General features: G+C 62.5%; 13 protein-coding genes and 1 tRNA gene. 6 read left to right on the top strand and 8 right to left on the bottom strand.

Translation table 11 applies throughout. From position 1 onward, the window contains the following. Position 1 precedes the first annotated feature (1 nt). Positions 2–1,435 carry a cryptochrome/photolyase family protein gene (locus RLO07_RS17000; protein ID WP_462293329.1) on the bottom strand — a complete coding sequence of 478 codons (1,434 nt, stop codon included), beginning with the start codon at positions 1,433–1,435 and terminating at the stop codon, positions 2–4. Positions 1,436–1,614: 179 nt separating this feature from the next. On the opposite strand from RLO07_RS17000, the gene RLO07_RS16995 reads away from it, so the two are divergent. Beyond that, a complete protein-coding gene (locus tag RLO07_RS16995) occupies positions 1,615–3,036 on the top strand; it encodes a DUF4397 domain-containing protein (RefSeq protein WP_462293328.1) in 1,422 nt (473 codons plus the stop codon). Between the two features lie 69 nt (positions 3,037–3,105). On the opposite strand, the gene RLO07_RS16990 is transcribed toward RLO07_RS16995, so the two are convergent. Then, positions 3,106–3,960 carry an NAD-dependent protein deacetylase gene (locus RLO07_RS16990; RefSeq protein WP_462293327.1) on the bottom strand — a complete coding sequence of 285 codons (855 nt, stop codon included), beginning with the start codon at positions 3,958–3,960 and terminating at the stop codon, positions 3,106–3,108. 48 nt (positions 3,961–4,008) lie between these two features. On the opposite strand from RLO07_RS16990, the gene RLO07_RS16985 reads away from it, so the two are divergent. Then, on the top strand, positions 4,009–4,920 hold the full coding sequence (locus RLO07_RS16985) for a TIGR01777 family oxidoreductase (RefSeq protein WP_462293326.1): 912 nt from the start codon (positions 4,009–4,011) through the stop codon (positions 4,918–4,920). Here the strand turns inward: RLO07_RS16985 and RLO07_RS16980 are convergent. Next, the gene (locus tag RLO07_RS16980) at positions 4,896–6,197 is read right to left on the bottom strand and encodes a sigma-70 family RNA polymerase sigma factor (RefSeq protein WP_462293325.1); all 1,302 of its coding nucleotides are present in this window, start codon (positions 6,195–6,197) and stop codon (positions 4,896–4,898) included. The two genes, RLO07_RS16985 and RLO07_RS16980, sit on opposite strands and share 25 nt — an antisense overlap. A gap of 176 nt (positions 6,198–6,373) precedes the next feature. On the opposite strand from RLO07_RS16980, the gene RLO07_RS16975 reads away from it, so the two are divergent. Continuing rightward, a complete protein-coding gene (locus RLO07_RS16975) occupies positions 6,374–7,372 on the top strand; it encodes a MerR family transcriptional regulator (RefSeq protein ID WP_462293324.1) in 999 nt (332 codons plus the stop codon). Between the two features lie 11 nt (positions 7,373–7,383). Here the strand turns inward: RLO07_RS16975 and RLO07_RS16970 are convergent, their stop codons facing one another. Continuing rightward, positions 7,384–8,007: an exosortase H-associated membrane protein gene (locus RLO07_RS16970; RefSeq protein ID WP_462293323.1), complete on the bottom strand. Its 624-nt coding sequence runs from the start codon at positions 8,005–8,007 to the stop codon at positions 7,384–7,386. Next, the gene (xrtH, locus tag RLO07_RS16965; RefSeq protein WP_462293322.1) at positions 8,004–8,507 is read right to left on the bottom strand and encodes an exosortase H; all 504 of its coding nucleotides are present in this window, start codon (positions 8,505–8,507) and stop codon (positions 8,004–8,006) included. Before xrtH ends, RLO07_RS16970 begins: the two co-directional genes overlap by 4 nt. Positions 8,508–8,576: 69 nt before the next feature. Here xrtH and RLO07_RS16960 point away from each other — a divergent pair, with 69 nt between their 5' ends. After that, positions 8,577–8,750 (top strand): hypothetical protein, encoded by a 174-nt coding sequence (locus tag RLO07_RS16960; RefSeq protein ID WP_462293321.1) that lies wholly within the window; start codon positions 8,577–8,579, stop codon positions 8,748–8,750. After that, positions 8,747–9,223 (top strand): LEA/WHy family protein, encoded by a 477-nt coding sequence (locus tag RLO07_RS16955; protein ID WP_462293320.1) that lies wholly within the window; start codon positions 8,747–8,749, stop codon positions 9,221–9,223. The genes RLO07_RS16960 and RLO07_RS16955 overlap by 4 nt, the downstream gene beginning before the upstream one ends. Here the strand turns inward: RLO07_RS16955 and RLO07_RS16950 are convergent. Together RLO07_RS16950 and RLO07_RS16945 are read right to left on the bottom strand one after the other, a co-directional pair. Next, positions 9,209–10,561 (bottom strand): sodium-dependent transporter, encoded by a 1,353-nt coding sequence (locus tag RLO07_RS16950; RefSeq protein ID WP_462293319.1) that lies wholly within the window; start codon positions 10,559–10,561, stop codon positions 9,209–9,211. The genes RLO07_RS16955 and RLO07_RS16950 overlap by 15 nt on opposite strands. Positions 10,562–10,631: 70 nt before the next feature. Then, a complete protein-coding gene (locus RLO07_RS16945) occupies positions 10,632–13,853 on the bottom strand; it encodes an AsmA family protein (protein WP_462293318.1) in 3,222 nt (1,073 codons plus the stop codon). 117 nt (positions 13,854–13,970) lie between these two features. Here RLO07_RS16945 and RLO07_RS16940 point away from each other — a divergent pair. After that, positions 13,971–14,058, top strand: a tRNA-Leu gene (locus RLO07_RS16940). Positions 14,059–14,078: 20 nt separating this feature from the next. On the opposite strand, the gene RLO07_RS16935 is transcribed toward RLO07_RS16940, so the two are convergent. After that, a complete protein-coding gene (locus RLO07_RS16935; protein ID WP_462293317.1) occupies positions 14,079–15,245 on the bottom strand; it encodes an acyltransferase family protein in 1,167 nt (388 codons plus the stop codon). Positions 15,246–15,260: the final 15 nt, after the last annotated feature.

The following is a 15,260-nucleotide window of genomic DNA, read 5'->3' as shown; positions in this document are numbered from 1 at the left end:
ATCAGCCGCTGCGGATCTGCTGATAGGCTGACAGTGCCGCCTCCCGGGCCTGGCGGTGATCAACCAGGGGACGCGGATAGTTGTCGCCGAGGACAACACCCGCCGCGGACAACACCTCGTCTGTAGCCTCCCAGGGCCGGTGTAGCCAGCGATCCGGCAGGCGGGCGACTTCAGGTACCCAGTGCCGCACATAGGCGCCGTCGGCATCGAACTTCTCGCCCTGGATGACCGGGTTGAAAATGCGGAAGTAAGGGGCCGCATCGGCGCCGCTGCCGGCAACCCACTGCCAGCTACAGGTATTGCTGGCGGGATCCGCGTCCACCAGGGTATCCCAGAACCAGCGTTCCCCTGCCCGCCAGTGGGTCAACAGGTGCTTGCTAAGGAAAGACGCCGTCACCATGCGGATACGATTGTGCATGTAGCCGGTGTGCCACAGTTCACGCATCCCGGCATCCACGACCGGGTACCCGGTCTGGCCTCGCTGCCAGGCCCGCAATTGCGCCTGGTTGCCCAGCCAGGGGAAGTCGGAGAACTGCTCCTTGAAGGGCTTTTCCGGAATGGTCGGGAAATGATACAGCAGGTGATAGGAGAACTCGCGCCAGCCGAGTTCGCTGAGGAACTTGTCCACCTGATCCTGCTGCTGTGGATTGCGCGCGGCGAGTTCCCGGGCCTTGTGCCAGATCTCGCGCGGCGAGATCTCGCCAAAACGGAGGTGTGGCGACAGCCGCGAGGTGGCATTCTCGGCCGGGTGGTCGCGGCCGCTGGCGTAGCGCTGCAAGCGGTGGCGCAGGAATTGCTCCAGGGCGTGCCGGGCCCCTGCGGTGCCGGGTGTCCACAGCTTTGGCCAATGCGCAGCCCAGTCCGGATTGCGCGGCAGCAGCGCCCAGTCCTCAAGCGAGTCGGAGCTGCTCTGTGGCTTGCTCCAGGTGACCCCGGACGGGGTGCGCAGCGGCAGCCCCGGACCGTTCTGGCGCCGGCAGTGGCGCCAGAACGGGGTGAAGACCTTGAACGGCTCTCCCGTCTGGTTGGCGATACTTTCTGGCTCATGCAGCAGCACGCCAGGGAAGCGCTTGAGGTGTACACCGCCATCGAACTCCTGCCTCAGCCTGGTTTCAAGGGCCCTCTCCCAGGGGCTGTAACTGCGGCTGAAGTGAATGGCACCGGCGCCGCTGACGGCGGCCAGTTCCTGCAGGCAGCTCACCGTATCGCCGCTGCGCAGCACCAGCTGCCCGCCACCGGCGGCGATATCGGCGGCCAGTGCCCGCAGGCTGTGGTGCAGCCACCAGCGGCTGGCGCCACCGTGAGCGCGATCACCAGCGGCGTCGTCATCGAGAATGTAGACGGGCAGTACCGGGCCGTTGGCCGCCGCAGCTGCAAGGCCCGGCAAGTCAGCCAGACGCAGGTCGTTGCGGAACAGGTAGATGGTTGTGGTCATGGTTGTCACTCGAGGACAGGGCAGTCGGGCAGAGGCGCATGATAACCCTTCGAGTGGCCTGCAACCGCGTACGTGTCCAGTTTTTGTCCCTGTTCTCCAGAGGATCCGCCTGCCACGGTTAATCTGGCTTTTGTCAGGGCAGCGTATTGATTGCTAACCCCACTGGAGAGGTAAAAAGTATGAAAGTGTCACGATCGTTGTGCCTGGCGGCAGTTCTGGCCACCATTGTTGGCTGTAGCGACAGTTCGGACAGTCCCGCCCAGCCGGAGGTGACCCCTCCGCCACCCCCGCCGCCAGCGGTCCAGCCCGCTCAGCTGCGCGTCACCCACGCCGGCGCGGATGCTCCCGATGTCAATGTGTATGTCGACGGCGAGCTTGCCCTGGAGGAGGTGGCATTCAGGCAGAGTTCCGGATTGCTCACAATTGACAACCCCGGCTCGATTGAAGTTGAGGTCAGGGGGGTGCTTGCGGATGGTTCCGAGGTCACCGTCATCGGGCCAGTGGAACTGGTGTTGGAGGAAGGTGTCAGGACCGATGTCGTCGCCTATGACGCGCTGTTTGATGCTGACGGAGAGCTGAATCTAAAGGCCAAAGTACTGGATCCGGTAGCCATTGAAGAAGATATTTCCGGTGTTCGTGTGTCGGTCATGCACGCTGCGCCTGTGGCTGGCGATGTGGATATCTACGTGACGGGTCCCGATGATCCCCTCGCTTCAGCCGCCCCGATTGATGCCGGGTTTGGTGATGCGCTCGGCCCTCTTGCGCTGGAGCCCGACACCGACTATCGGGTCAGGATTACCGGTGATGGCAGCGATGCGGTGGTGTACGACAGTGGGATCCTCAGTTTCCCCGCTGGCACTGAAGTACTGGTACTGGCAATCAATAACACCTTCAAGGTCGGCAGCAATCCTGTCAACCTGCTGGCGGTCGGTGCAGAGGGCGCAACAGAAGTTGTCGACCCGAGCATGGGTGCGTCCGTGCGTGTGGTGCACAATTCGGCAGATACGCCCGCCGTGGATGTGATTGTCGATGGAGCGACCGTACTTGCCAATGTGCCGTTTCCGGCAGCAAGTGCCTACGGAGATATCGAGGTGCCCGCGGGGACCTACAATGTGGTGGTCGCCGCCAACGCGGATAACAGTATCGCACCGATAGATGTCGACCTTGCTCTGGAGCAGACTGCAAGCTACACAGTGCTGGCCCTGGGCTCATTTGCGGCCAATTCAATCGAGGCTTTGGTTACCAGCGATGACCGCAGAAACATTGCCACTGCCGCCAGAGTCGAGGTCATCCACGGTTCCTCGATCGTCGCTGGCGAGATTCCGGTCGACGTCTATCTCACTGCCGACGGGGTGATCGCGGACGCCGATGCGGCAATCTCGGATCTCGCCTATCCCGGCACCACTGGGCAAATCGCGCTGACGCCGGGAAACTACTGGGTCACCGTTACCGCTGCCGGTGACAAGTCGGTGGTGGCGTTCGACAGCGGCGGCACGGTCACTCTCGAAGGGGGCGTCAACTATACTGTTATCGCCCGCGATCCGTCGCCGGCGGAAATTGCCGGAAGTCCGCTGATAGAGTTGACGATTCTTGTCGACTGAAGTCGCAAAAGGAAAGGAAAAACCCGCGCCAGAGAGCGCGGGTTTTTTTTGTCCTGTCCATCCCGCAGCTCAGGTATGGGCGGGGTGGCTGGCGCGGTCGCCCAGGATGTTTGCCAGCTCGTCAAGTAGCGGTTCGCAGGGCGTCGCCAGTTTCAGGCTGGCGATGGTGTCGGCGCGGGTGATGCCCGGGTTGATCACAATCAAAGGCTTGCCCGCGGCATGGGCCGCGCGGCAGAAGCGGAAGCCCGAGTAGACCTGCAGGGAAGAGCCGACAACCAGCAGGGCATCGGCAGCCGCGATTGCAGAAGTGACACGCGCAACTCGCTCCCTGGGTACCGTGCCGCCGAAAAAAACGACGTCGGGTATCAGGCCCCCCCCACAGACAAGGCACTGCGGGACAACCGTATGTCGCGCCTGGCTATCGGGCAGGGACATGTCGCCATCTGGTCTCGAACCGGCGCCGGCCGCCAGCGAGGAAAGGTGAGGGTTTGCCTGTAGGAGTCGGTGCTGCATGCCATCGCGTGGAGAATACACCCCGCAGGTGAGGCAGCGCACCCGGTCCAGACGCCCGTGCAGATCGACTACCGCGTCGCTGCCGGCACGCTGGTGCAGGCGGTCCACGTTCTGGGTGACCAGCAATTCAATGGCGCCGGCGTGTTCCAGCCGGGCCAGGGCCCGGTGCGCCATATTGGGGTTGGCATCGCGGACCCCCGGCCATCCCAGCCAGGACCGGGTCCAGTAGCGTTGCCGGATGGCGGGGTCCTGGAGGAAGTCCCGGTGCTGTATCGGAGTGCTGTAGAGCCACTGCCCGTCGGCGTCACGGTAGGTGGGGATACCCGAACTGGCGCTGATGCCCGCGCCGGTAAGTACCACCAGACGCGGCTGCTCCTGGAGCACGGCCAGCAGCTGTTGCAGTTCAGGCATGACATTGTTCATGATGGTGTCTTACGCTGCTGCGGAAGAGGAGAGGACATGCACATCCTGATCACGGGAGGTACCGGTTTCATCGGCCAGGCTCTGGTGCCGCATTTGCTCCAGGCGGGGCATCGCATCAGTATTCTCAGCCGCAGCCGGCACCGGGACACTGCCCAGTGTACTTTCTTGCGCTCCCTGGAAGAGTTGTCGCCTGATTCCGCGCCCGACGCGGTCATCAATCTTGCTGGCGCGTCCCTTGCGGGAAAGCGTTGGACCAGAGCCTACAAGGAGGAGCTGGTCGCCAGCCGCGTACAGGGAACCCGGGCGCTGGTGACGTATTTTGCTGAATCTGCCGAGCCCCCGCGGGTACTGCTGAGCGCGAGTGCAATCGGTTACTACGGTCCGCGCGGAGATGACGCGCTGACGGAAGAGGCAGCGCCCGGCAGCGGCTTTTCCAGCGAGCTGTGCCAAGCCTGGGAACAGGAGGCCGCCCGTGCAGCGGAGGCGGGAATACGCACCTGTCTGCTGCGCCTCGGCGTGGTTCTGGACCGGCAGGGCGGTGCCCTGAAGGAGATGGCGTTGCCGTTCCGTTTCGGTGTGGCGAGCTGGCCGGGCAGTGGCCACCAGTATCTGAGCTGGATTCACCGTCAGGATGTGGTGGCCGCAATGGAGTTTCTGCTTGCCGAGGATACGCTGGCAGGCCCCTTCAACCTTACCGCGCCAGGTCCGGTAACCCAGCGCGAATTCTGTCATGCCATGCGCAAGCACTTTCGGACCCTTCCAGGAATGCCCGTGCCCAGCCCTGTGATGCGGCTGCTGCTCGGGGAAATGGCTGGCGAACTGTTGCTCAGTGGCCAGCGGGTGTTGCCCGCCGGCCTGCGACGCGCCGGCTTCGAGTACCGCTATCCCGGCATTGACGACACACTGGCAGCGATTTTCGGTACTCAAGCTGGCGACAGGTTGCCGTGATCACGGGCGGCATCCTGTACAGTACTGTTGTGGCTCAGTTTTTCCAGCGCTGAACGCTCAAGTTGACGCACCCATTCGCGGCTGACCCGCATTTTGTCGGCAACTTCTGCCCGACTCAGGGGTGGCCCCCGATGCAGGCCCCAACGTGCGATGACGACCTCCTGTTCCGCAGGCTCCAGTTGCTCTATCTCCTGCAGCAGGCAACGTTGCAGGGAGGCGGTTTCCGCGCGTGCGGCAATGTCCTGAAACGGGCCGCCGGGAACGCTGTCGAGCAGTGATTCGTCATCATCCGCGTACTGTGGCTGGTCCAGGGATACGGCCATATTGCGCAGCTGTCGCAGCTGCCGGGCTTTTTCCGGTTCGATGCCGGCCGCGCTGGCAAGCGCTTCCTCGGAGGGTTCCTCTCCGGTGCTCGACCAGATGGCGTTGCGCTCACGGTAGAGTTTGCCTACCTGCTCGCGCACGTGGGTGGGGTATCGGATCAGTGCTGCGCCGTCGTTGACGTAGCGGCGCACCGCTTGCGAGATCCAGTTGTAGCAGTAGGTGCTGAACCGGTAGCCCTTGTGCGCCTCGAATTTCTCCGCGGCGCGAATCAGGCCCAGCGTCCCCTCCTGGATCAGGTCACGGTAGGGGGCGCCCTTGCCCAGGTATTTCCCGGCTATGGAGTAGACCAGGCGCAGATTGTGCAGAGTCAGGGTGTCACGGGCCTGGTTGAAGCGCGACAACGACAGTTTGAGACTCGCCGACTGGGCCGGCTCCAGACGGTAGCGGCGAACGCTCCGATCGGTGCCTTCCGCGGTCGCTTGCCACGCCAGCAGGGCGTCCGCCACCCGACATTTGGCGTCGTGCTTGTTATGGCGGCCGACCACACTGGCCATGCCGACCAGCAGGCTGGCCGGCAGAGCCATCTCGGTTGCGATTTCCCCGGCCGCAACAAGGTCATCAGCTGCCAGTGCTGATGCCAGCTGGACTACCCCACTGGCATGCGCTCCGCCGGGCAGGTACGCCACCAGTTCGCGGCGCAGCAGGAAGTGATGGTCGCGGTTGTCGAATTGTGCAACATCTGGTGGCTGGGCGACGATCCGGTCCAGCAGGTCGCGGAAGAATGCGCGCCCTCCCTCGCTGGCGAGCAGCAGTGCCTGGATGTCAGCTACGGCCTGCCATTTGCTGCCGTCAATGTCGCGCTCCTGGCCGGCACTCAGCAGTGGATAGCGGCGGGCTTCCGCAAACAGCCGTTCCAGTTCCCTGTCATCGGTTTCAGTTTTCCAGTTTTCCACAATACAGCTCCTTCCTGGTTTGCTGTTTATACGCCCTCTGGCATTTCCTTGGACAAGCAAACCAGACAGTTGTCCAGATAACATGCGAACACAAGTTGGGCAACTCATCCAGTCAGGCCATCGCAGCGTAACAAGTTCGACCAACTATCGAGGCTCTGCTCATGGATCAGGCTGTTATGGAACCCCGCCCCCTCTACGGAATTGGCACCGTTGCCCGACTTACGGGTCTCAAGCCGGATACACTGCGGGTGTGGGAGCGTCGCTACGGGCTGGGAGCCAGTCACAAGTCGGCAACTGGACGACGCCAGTATACCCAGGCCGATCTGGAGCATTTGCAGCTGGTTGCTGCGCTGGTGAGCAGCGGCTCCCGAATCGGTGAAATTGCCTCTACCGAACGCAAGACCCTGGAAATGCTGCTCCGCAGCCGCGGCAAGAGTGGCCGTGCTGCGGTGCCGACGCCCAAACCGAGAGTCATTTTCATTGGGCTCCAGCTCTGCGAGTGGCTGGAGGAACACCAGGGTTGCCTGGCAGGTGTGGATGCACTGCTGGTGCGGCTGCCGCTGGCGGAGATCAGCCCGCAGTTCTGCGAGGAAATCGGTCCGGCTGATTCCCTGGTCGTCGAATGTGCCAACCTCAGTGGCTCGCAGACCCGGCAAGTGGGGGATCTGATGCGGGACCTGGACGTCGAGAAGGCCCTGGTTACCTACCAGTTTGCCAACGAGCGCTGGCTGCAGGCGCTGGAACAGCAAAACATTGCTGCCACCACCTTCCCCCCGGAACCCGCTTATCTGGCGTTTGAACTCGCCCGCAGCGTGGCGGACAAAAGCACCAGTCAGGGGGATGCCAATCTCGGGGAATTGATGAGCGCCAAGCCGCGCCAGTTCAGTGAGCTGCAGCTGCGTGCAGCCCGGCAACTGAAAAGTACCCTCGACTGCGAGTGCCCTCGCCATATCGCCGACCTGATCCGTTCACTCAGCCATTTCGAGGAATACTCTTCGAGCTGCTCAATCGAAAACTGGCACGATGCGGCTGTACACGCCTGTATCTATGCCTACACCTGCCAGGCTCGCTGGCTGATGGAGCGCGCCCTGCAGGCGGTACTGGAGGAACGCGGGGAGGAGTACCAGGGGCTGCTCAGGGACGTCGCCGACAGCCCCGTGGGGGATGCCGCCTGAACGCGGGGGTATCACCGCTGCTGATCGCTGTCTGCAGCAGTACCTGTTGCCCGCCCCAGCAACAGCGCTTGCCAATGAGGGCTGTCACGCACGGCCCACGCCCAGAGCAGTATCGGCGCCACTGTCGGCACGATCAGCGTACTGAACTGGTACAGTAGCGCGATGGCGGAGGGTGGCGGCAGGGGCAGGGAGGAGGCCTCGTGCATCATCGGCCCGACAGCGACCATCACGTCCTTGAAAGCGACCGCCACGAAGCCTGTAAACATCAGGAACCACAGCACAATCACGCCTCTGGCATAGCGTCCAAGAGAGTCCTTGATGCGGCTGGCACAGTGCAGCGCTGTGTAGAAAGGGATGGAATAGGACAGGAGTCGGACACTCTGCGGGAACGCCAGTTGATACTCTGCCTGGGCGAGGGGAACGATGGCATCGTCACGCTCGCCGAAGCGACTGAAAACCATCAACTGGTGTTGATCCAGCGTTACCGAGTGGATGATATCCGGAGCCGCCCAGGGCAGGGCAAATTGAGTCAGCCAAATGGCAGGCGCTGCCGGCAGTGCCCCGAGGCCATACCAGAGTGCAAAGCAGGGGATCATCAGCAGGACCACCAGTCCGATGAATCGGTACAGGGTCATGCCTTGGTGACCGCTATCGGCCGGCGCCGCTCCAGGAAGCGCAGGTACAGGACAAACACAATCAGCACGTCAAGCATGATAAATACTGGCCGCAGGTACAGATGAGTCCATTCGAATATTTCATAGTTCCACTGCCCGAGGTAGAAAAGGCTGATGATGCGGGCAATGTTGAGCACCTGGATGGTCAGGAAGCCCGCGAGTATGGCCCCGATCCGAAAGAGCCAGGGCGCGGGATAGGCGAGAACGCCGGCAATCAGCACGATCGCGGCTTCGACGCCGTTGCACCCTGATTCTATGGATACCGCAAAATTGTTGACGCTGTGGGCAATAACCCTTCCGTATGCGAGCACGTTGCCGTCGAAGGGCGTGATCAAGGCGGCGCTCAGGGTCGCGAGCGAAGCGGTAAAAGGCTGAATGACCGCTGCCTGCACCGGCTGCAGCATTTCCACAGTGAACAAACCCACCAGGACCGACATGAAGATAACAATGAACTTTGCCATGCTAATGCTATTATGCGCTCCCGTGGCGGTTTCTGGACGGGATCGAGAATACCACAGTGGAGCGAAAAGGTGACACAGACTGCGCGGGCCATAGGAATTGTGGTGACCCTGGCGATGCTGGTGTTCAGCGGCTGGATGTATCTGCAAACGGGCGACTGGGTGGCAATGGTGTTCGCTGTGGCGAGCCTTGGTTACGGTATCTTTTTCCTGTCAGTTACCCCCCGCGACAGGGACGCATCATGACTGCGCACGGTATGCGTCTGTTGCTGGCGGCGATGCTGGCGCTGGCTCTGGGCGGCTGCAGTAGCCTGATGCAGGGGATCGAAGCCCCCAAGGTCAGTGTGGACAGCGTGCGCAGTCTTCCTGCCGGGGGTAATGGCCCACGCTTTCAGGTCGTCCTGCGCATCGCCAATCCCAATGCCCGGGCCCTGGATATCGCCGGGATCAGCTATGGCATGCAGCTGCTGGGACGGGAGCTGATCAGTGGGGTCAGCAACCAGGTGCCGCGCATCGAAGGGTATACGGAAGAACAGGTTGTCATCGACGCCGGGGTGAATCTGCTGGAAGTGCTGCGCCTGCTTGGCAATCTGGGTCACAGCCGCGGCGATGTGCTGGATTACCGGTTCACCGCCAAGATTGACTTTCGCGGCCTGCTGCCGACGCAGTACATCGAAGACAGCGGCAGCATCGCCCTCGCGGCGTTAACCCAGCAATGACTGGGCAAAAATCAGCAGGATGATGACCGGGCAAACCACGCGCACATAGCCGGGCCATATCTTCCAGAACAGGCTGTGCTCAACCAGGTCATTGCCCTTGCGCAGCTCCTGCAGCAGCTGATCCCGGCGCCATACCCAGCCAGCGTAGAGGCAGAACATGAAGCCGAGCAGCGGCTGGCTGTAGCGGGTGGTGGCGGCTATTACCAGTCCGAACAGCAGCTCGAAATTGAGCAGGATCACCGTGCTGGCAATGGCGATCAGGATACCGATCACCACCACCGCAACCTTGCGGTCGACACCGTGTTCCTCAATGGTATAGGCCACCGGCACCTCCAGCATGGAGATGGAGGAGGTGAGGGCGGCGATGCTCATGAGGAAGAAAAATACAAAGCCCACCAGCACTCCGGCCAGTCCCATGGTGTCGAACAGCCGTGGCAGGACGTTGAAAATCAGCGTGTCCTCGGAGATCAGCTCGCCGGTCGCGGTAAAGATTTCCACGCCGTTGTGCAGTGCCACGTACATGGCCGGCAACACCAGGAAGCCGGCCATGACCGCGATGCAGATGTCGACCAGCGTGACCAGGCCACCAACGACCGGCAGGTTCTCGCGATCGCTGATATAGGAGCCATAGATCAGCATGGTGCCGACGCCCAGTGACAGCGAGAAAAAGGCGGCCCCCAGCGCTTTCAGAATCAGATCCGGCGCCAGCGCGCGCTCGAAGTCCGGCAGCAGGTAGACACGCAGCCCGTCCATGGCGCCATCCAGGGTGAACACGTACACCACCAGGAGGACCAATGATACCAGTAACATGGGCATCAGCCGGCTGGACCAGCGTTCAATACCCTGCTGCACACCCTCGGAAATTATGCCCACCGTCAGCGCCATGAAGACCAGCATGAATCCCAGGTTGCGGGCAAAGCCGAACTCCGTCAGCCACGCGGCGACAGTGTCGAACCGGAACAACTCCACCAGAGCGGCCAGGCAGTGCGCCAGCATCCAGCCGGCAACAATGGCGTAGAAGCTGAGGATAAAACTGGCGACGATAAAACCGGTGACACCGGTCGCAGTGCCAATCCGTCGCAGTCCGGTATTGGGTGAGATCAGCCGCAGCGCATTGGCGGCGTTGGCATGAGCGTGCCGGCCTATGATCAGCTCTGCCATGAGTGCCGGATAGGCGAGAGTAAAGGCCAGCACCAGATAGACCAGCAGGAAAGCCGCACCGCCATTGCTCGCGGCCTGGGTCGGGAACCCCCAGATGTTGCCAAGGCCGACGGCGCTGCCGGCCGCTGCCATGATAAAACCGAATCTTGAACTGAATTCGCCCCGGGGAGATGCCATAGTCTGGTCCATCAGTGCCTGTCTTATTGTCTTCCGCAGTATACCACGATGGCTGCCGGTTCGGCCCGGTCTACGGGTTGACTGTAATCACGCAGCTGCGCTGCGCGCTCTTGTCGTGCTTGCCGATACCGAAAATCCTCAATACCAGGCGGGGCAGGAACAGCAGGGCCTCGCTGGTCATGTCCAGGGTAGTGGTGACAGGGGACACCGAGGTCCGTGGGCTGGCCATGTCCCCCCGCAGACTGATGCTGGAAGGGATCTGGATGCTGCGGGATTTCGAGCGCGGAGTGAGCGTCAGGGCCAGGGTCCTGGCGGGGAGGTTGAACTCGCCGCTACCGGTGGCGATCATGTTCGGTGATTCCACGAAGATGTCATTGCTGCGGGCGACGCCATCCTCCAGGCTGAACTGGGCCATCACGCAGTCCAGGTAGGTCGATTCCTCCCTGGCAGCGCCGGAGAACAGCCAGGTGAGGATGCCGCTTGCCAGCACATCATAGGCGGCGCCCTCAATGGTCGCGGCTTCCAGCGCGACCCCCACCGTGCCGTCCAGCTGGGCCAGCAGTTCGGCTCCGGTGGCGCCCTGACCGCTGAGGCCCCCGCGCACGTTCAGGGCACCGCTGATATCCGTCTCGATACCGAGGTCGCGCGACAGGGTGTTGAGCGGAATCGATTCCGCCTGGCCCGCGATACTGAGTCCCGGCGGGGTCAGGCTGATATCGATCACGCCGCGGATCTGGGCGGGAGCAGTGGCATAGACAAAGTCGAATTCCCGCAGCAGGTAGGTCGTGTCGGCGCCGGTGATGTGCACGTTGATGTCGTCGAAGCGGCTCTCGTCTCCCTGCAGACTACCCAGCGCCAGCCGCAGGTCCAGCGGGTACGTCGGTGCGAGCTCCAGCAGCCGTTGCAGCGTCGTGTTCTCGGCGACAGGTTCCAGCTTTTCTGCTGGCCGGTAGCTATCCTCATCGGTACCGGTGGCCTGCAAGCCCAGATCACGCAGTCTCGCCAGCGGCGACTCCAGGCTGGCGCTCAGGCCGCTGAGCTTGCCCTCACTGTGGCTGGCCTGGACATTCAGCGCCAGTTCCGTAGTGCCCACCCGGGTTTTGCTGGCAAGCGTGGCGGTGGCCGGGTCTATGCTCAGGGCCATGGAACCCCCCACCGGTGCCAGCGGCAGACCGCTCAATGCCTCCAGTAGGGCGCGATCATCGCTGCCGAAATCCAGGGTAAATTCGCCCTGCCAGGTCTGCTTCGCATTGTAGTTTCCGCCTCCATCCAGCCGCAGCTGCAGGGGGGATGATGACGGGCTGGCCAGCGCCAGATGTGACAGCGAGTAGTCGCCACCGCTGGCGTACATCTTGAAGCCCCCGGTCAGTGTGCCCAGGTTCACCGGGGGCGTTGTTGCCGGCGTCAACAGGGCGATGAGCCCGCCGATGTCCAGGTGATCCACGGCACTTTCCAGGCTGATCTCGCGCCCGCCGGCAATATCCCGGGCACTGCCGCGAGCCGTGATATCCAGCTGGGGGCCAGCCACTCTGGCAGTGATGTCCTGCAGGTCGATACGCTGGTCGCGCTGGCGCGCCCTGGCGGTAAGCTCCAGCCTGCCCAGGTCCGGCAGTGGCGATCCGGCGAGATCGGACAGGGACGCGAGCTCCTTTGCCCGCAAGTGCAAGCTGGCCTGCCCACCCAGGGGCCGGTAGTCCTCTGCCTGGTACAGCCGCACACCTGCCTCACTGAAGGTTATCTCAAGCTGCTCATGACGAACTGTCCCGACGCCGCCAGTGAGCGTCAGTTCCGCGCCGTTGCCCGTCAACCTGGTGCTCGCCTCCAAACTGAAGCCCGCAGGCAGCGATTGCCCCAGCCATCCGGCCGGCACCGCCAGATCAGAACTGGCCGCCGCAAGCGCTACATCAATGTCCTGGATCCCGCCCGGATCGTCCAATCGATCCAGGTCAATGCGCGCTGTGCCGTCAGTGGCGCGCAATAGCGTGGCAGCGGCGGCGCCCAGTTGTGCCTGGATATTTTGTATGCCGAGATCACCCTCCGCCTCCACCAGCCTGGCCGAGAGTTGCCAGGGGCCGGCATCAAAGCCGATCGGCTGGCTCAGCCAGGGATCGAGAACCGCAAGACCTGGTGCATGGGCGTGGAGGGTAAAGTCGGCGTCGGCGGGCAACTCGGCGCTGCCGAGGCTGCCGGGGCCAGAGGAACCGTTCAGGGTAATCCACAGTCCCTCACTGCTCTGGGTCACAATGGATAGCTGGTCGACGGCAGTCGCCGCCAGCGTCCCCGACAGGGCAATGCTGGCCCGGATGCCGCCCAGTGGTGCCAGATCCAGCTCGAGCCAGCGCAGAAAATACTTCAGAGAGTCCATTTCCCCGGACGCGATCAGGGACAGGGTCGGGTCCGCGCCATCGACCCGCTGCAGATCGCCGCTGGCCTCAAAAAAGTAGGCGGGACGGTTGTCCAGTTCAAAGCCGGCAGCGGAGAGTTCGTAGTCTTGCAGGTCGCCCGACAGTCGCCCCCGCAGCGACAGGGCGCCGGCCAGTGGCGGCGCAGCGGGAAATGCCGCGAGCAGGGTGGATACCTGCGGAAACCGTGCGTTGACTGTCACATCATAGTGAATGGACTCCGCATGAGCTTCAAACAGGCCCTCCAGCCGGGCTTCGGTGGCGCTATCCGGTGCTTCAACACTGGCCGTGAAGTTGACCCCGCCGCGATCCAGCTCCCGCCTGATGGAGCTCAGCGTGAGCGCAACGTCCAGCGGTGCGCCGTCTATGTCTGCGCGCAATTCGGCGGAGAACCCGTCGCTGCCGGTGCGTCGCCCGGAGAGGTTCTCGACTGGAAATATGGACACGTCACCATGCTGGTTGATGACATGGATCGTGGCGACATCCAGCTGCTGCGGCAGGAAGCGCAGGTACTGCAACCACTGCTCCGGGGTAGGGTCTTCAGCGGCGTCATCGGCGGCCACGTAGACGATGACGCTGTCTGCGCTCAGGGTGGTGTTGGCCAGGTCCTGTTGCCGGAGGTCCCGAAGGCGGCTGTCACCATTGAAACCGAGGACCGAGATCAGCGCGGGACCATCTACACCTTGCTGGTAAAGGTGCAGTGTCTCCAGGCTCAGGCCGACTGTGCGCGGCCGGATTTCCAGGCCCGTGATCTCCAGTCGGTAGCTGCTGAACCGCTCCACGCCCCATTGCAGTGTGGGCACCAGCAGCGCCGGCGAGGACAGCAGGACAGCACCGGCTGCCAGCAGTGCCAGCAGCAGCGCGACAGGCAAAATCCAGAGCTTGCGCATGTCCACCAAACAGGGAATTCAGTTGCCGCCAGTGTAGCACGCGGCGCGGCCGCAACTTGTTCACCAAAAGCGGTGTGCTATCATGCCGCCGCGCCGGTTATGGCGCCTCCACGCAGCGCCCGGGTGGTGAAATTGGTAGACACAGGAGACTTAAAATCTCCCGATCATTGCGATCGTACCGGTTCGATTCCGGTCCCGGGCACCAATGGTCGATATGAGGTAGTGTTACTGCATACCAAACAACGGACGCAACCACCGAGAGCGGCGCAGGAACAGTTCTGTTATCAGCAGGCAGCCGCCGACAGTGCCTGCAGCCACCAGCATCACCTCCAGCGCATGGGGCAGACGCAACGGGGTCAGATAGAAAGCCAACGGCACGATCAGGCTCTGATGCAGGATGTACCAGGGGTAAACCACCGCGTTGGCTCGCGGTATCCAGTTCCAGGGACGGTTGAGCCAACGCTGGGCTGCGCCCAATATGGCCAGTAGTGCGCACCACTGGTATGCGGCTTGCGTGCCTCGCGAGATAGCCATCCAGTTCCAGTCCGCCAGGGCGATCAGGCCGGTCTCACTCAGCTGTCGTACGCCCAGGCGCAGGCCTATGATAAGACACAGGGTCAGAATGGCCAGGCTGAAACTGACTGGCAACAACCGGTCTATGCGCCGCCAGAATGGCTCCGAGCGTGCCACAGCAAAGCCGAAGAGGAACATCGGCAGGTAGATTGCATGGCTGAACCAGTCGTCGAATAGCGCATGCGTGGCCTGGAAGCGCGGCTCAAGCCAGTAGAGGCCGGAGAACAGATATAGGATCGGCAGAGAGATCAACACCCCGGTTGGCCATCGGCCAGGCAGGATCTTCCCGATCCACATGAGGCTCCTGAGACGGGCGTAGGCAAGAGCCAGCAGAGCCAGCAGCAGTATCGTGTACAGCCAGAGATACGGCAGAAACCAGAGATGGTTCCAGGTAAATCCAAACGCCGCGCCGGCGAAGCCACCCTCTGGCCAGGGTCGAAACTGCAGGTAGCGGAGCATGAAGTCAAAGAAGCCAGGTGCGACGGCGTTATTGGACACTGCTTCGCAGTAGGCCTGTATGGGGACCACCGCGACGATGCCTACAGCCAGCGGCAGGAGCAGGCGCGTGGTTCTTCGCCCGGTGAAGGCCAGTAGCCGCCCCGGCTTCACGGTGAGCCCCAGCGCGAGCCCCGACACCAGGAATATCAGCGGCATACGCCAGCGGTTGACAGCAATCATGGGCCACTGCAGCCATTCCCATTGCTGTGGACTCTTGAAGTGGAATCCCCAGTCGGCAACGTAGACCATGCCGATGTGGTAGGCGATTAGAAGCGCAAAGGCGAGCACACGCAGGGCATCAATATCATAGCGGCGGTTCATCAGACAATCACTCGG

The sequence above is a fragment of the Haliea sp. genome, from assembly GCF_040221975.1.
In the GTDB taxonomy this organism is placed as follows: domain Bacteria; phylum Pseudomonadota; class Gammaproteobacteria; order Pseudomonadales; family Halieaceae; genus Haliea.
Note: the sequence above shows the minus strand (reverse complement) of the source record. Positions and strands in the feature narration are given on the sequence as shown.

What these genes read in the sequence shown, in the direction of transcription:
- RLO07_RS16955 (WP_462293320.1), top strand. Translation starts at nt 8,747, where the DNA reads ATGACTGCGCACGGTATGCGTCTGTTGCTGGCGGCGATGCTGGCGCTG.
- RLO07_RS16985 (WP_462293326.1), top strand. Translation starts at nt 4,009, where the DNA reads ATGCACATCCTGATCACGGGAGGTACCGGTTTCATCGGCCAGGCTCTG.
- RLO07_RS16970 (WP_462293323.1), bottom strand. Translation starts at nt 8,007, where the DNA reads ATGACCCTGTACCGATTCATCGGACTGGTGGTCCTGCTGATGATCCCC.
- RLO07_RS16935 (WP_462293317.1), bottom strand. Translation starts at nt 15,245, where the DNA reads ATGAACCGCCGCTATGATATTGATGCCCTGCGTGTGCTCGCCTTTGCG.
- RLO07_RS16945 (WP_462293318.1), bottom strand. Translation starts at nt 13,853, where the DNA reads ATGCGCAAGCTCTGGATTTTGCCTGTCGCGCTGCTGCTGGCACTGCTG.
- xrtH (WP_462293322.1), bottom strand. Translation starts at nt 8,507, where the DNA reads ATGGCAAAGTTCATTGTTATCTTCATGTCGGTCCTGGTGGGTTTGTTC.
- RLO07_RS16975 (WP_462293324.1), top strand. Translation starts at nt 6,374, where the DNA reads ATGGAACCCCGCCCCCTCTACGGAATTGGCACCGTTGCCCGACTTACG.
- RLO07_RS16990 (WP_462293327.1), bottom strand. Translation starts at nt 3,960, where the DNA reads ATGCCTGAACTGCAACAGCTGCTGGCCGTGCTCCAGGAGCAGCCGCGT.
- RLO07_RS17000 (WP_462293329.1), bottom strand. Translation starts at nt 1,435, where the DNA reads ATGACCACAACCATCTACCTGTTCCGCAACGACCTGCGTCTGGCTGAC.
- RLO07_RS16950 (WP_462293319.1), bottom strand. Translation starts at nt 10,561, where the DNA reads ATGGCATCTCCCCGGGGCGAATTCAGTTCAAGATTCGGTTTTATCATG.
- RLO07_RS16995 (WP_462293328.1), top strand. Translation starts at nt 1,615, where the DNA reads ATGAAAGTGTCACGATCGTTGTGCCTGGCGGCAGTTCTGGCCACCATT.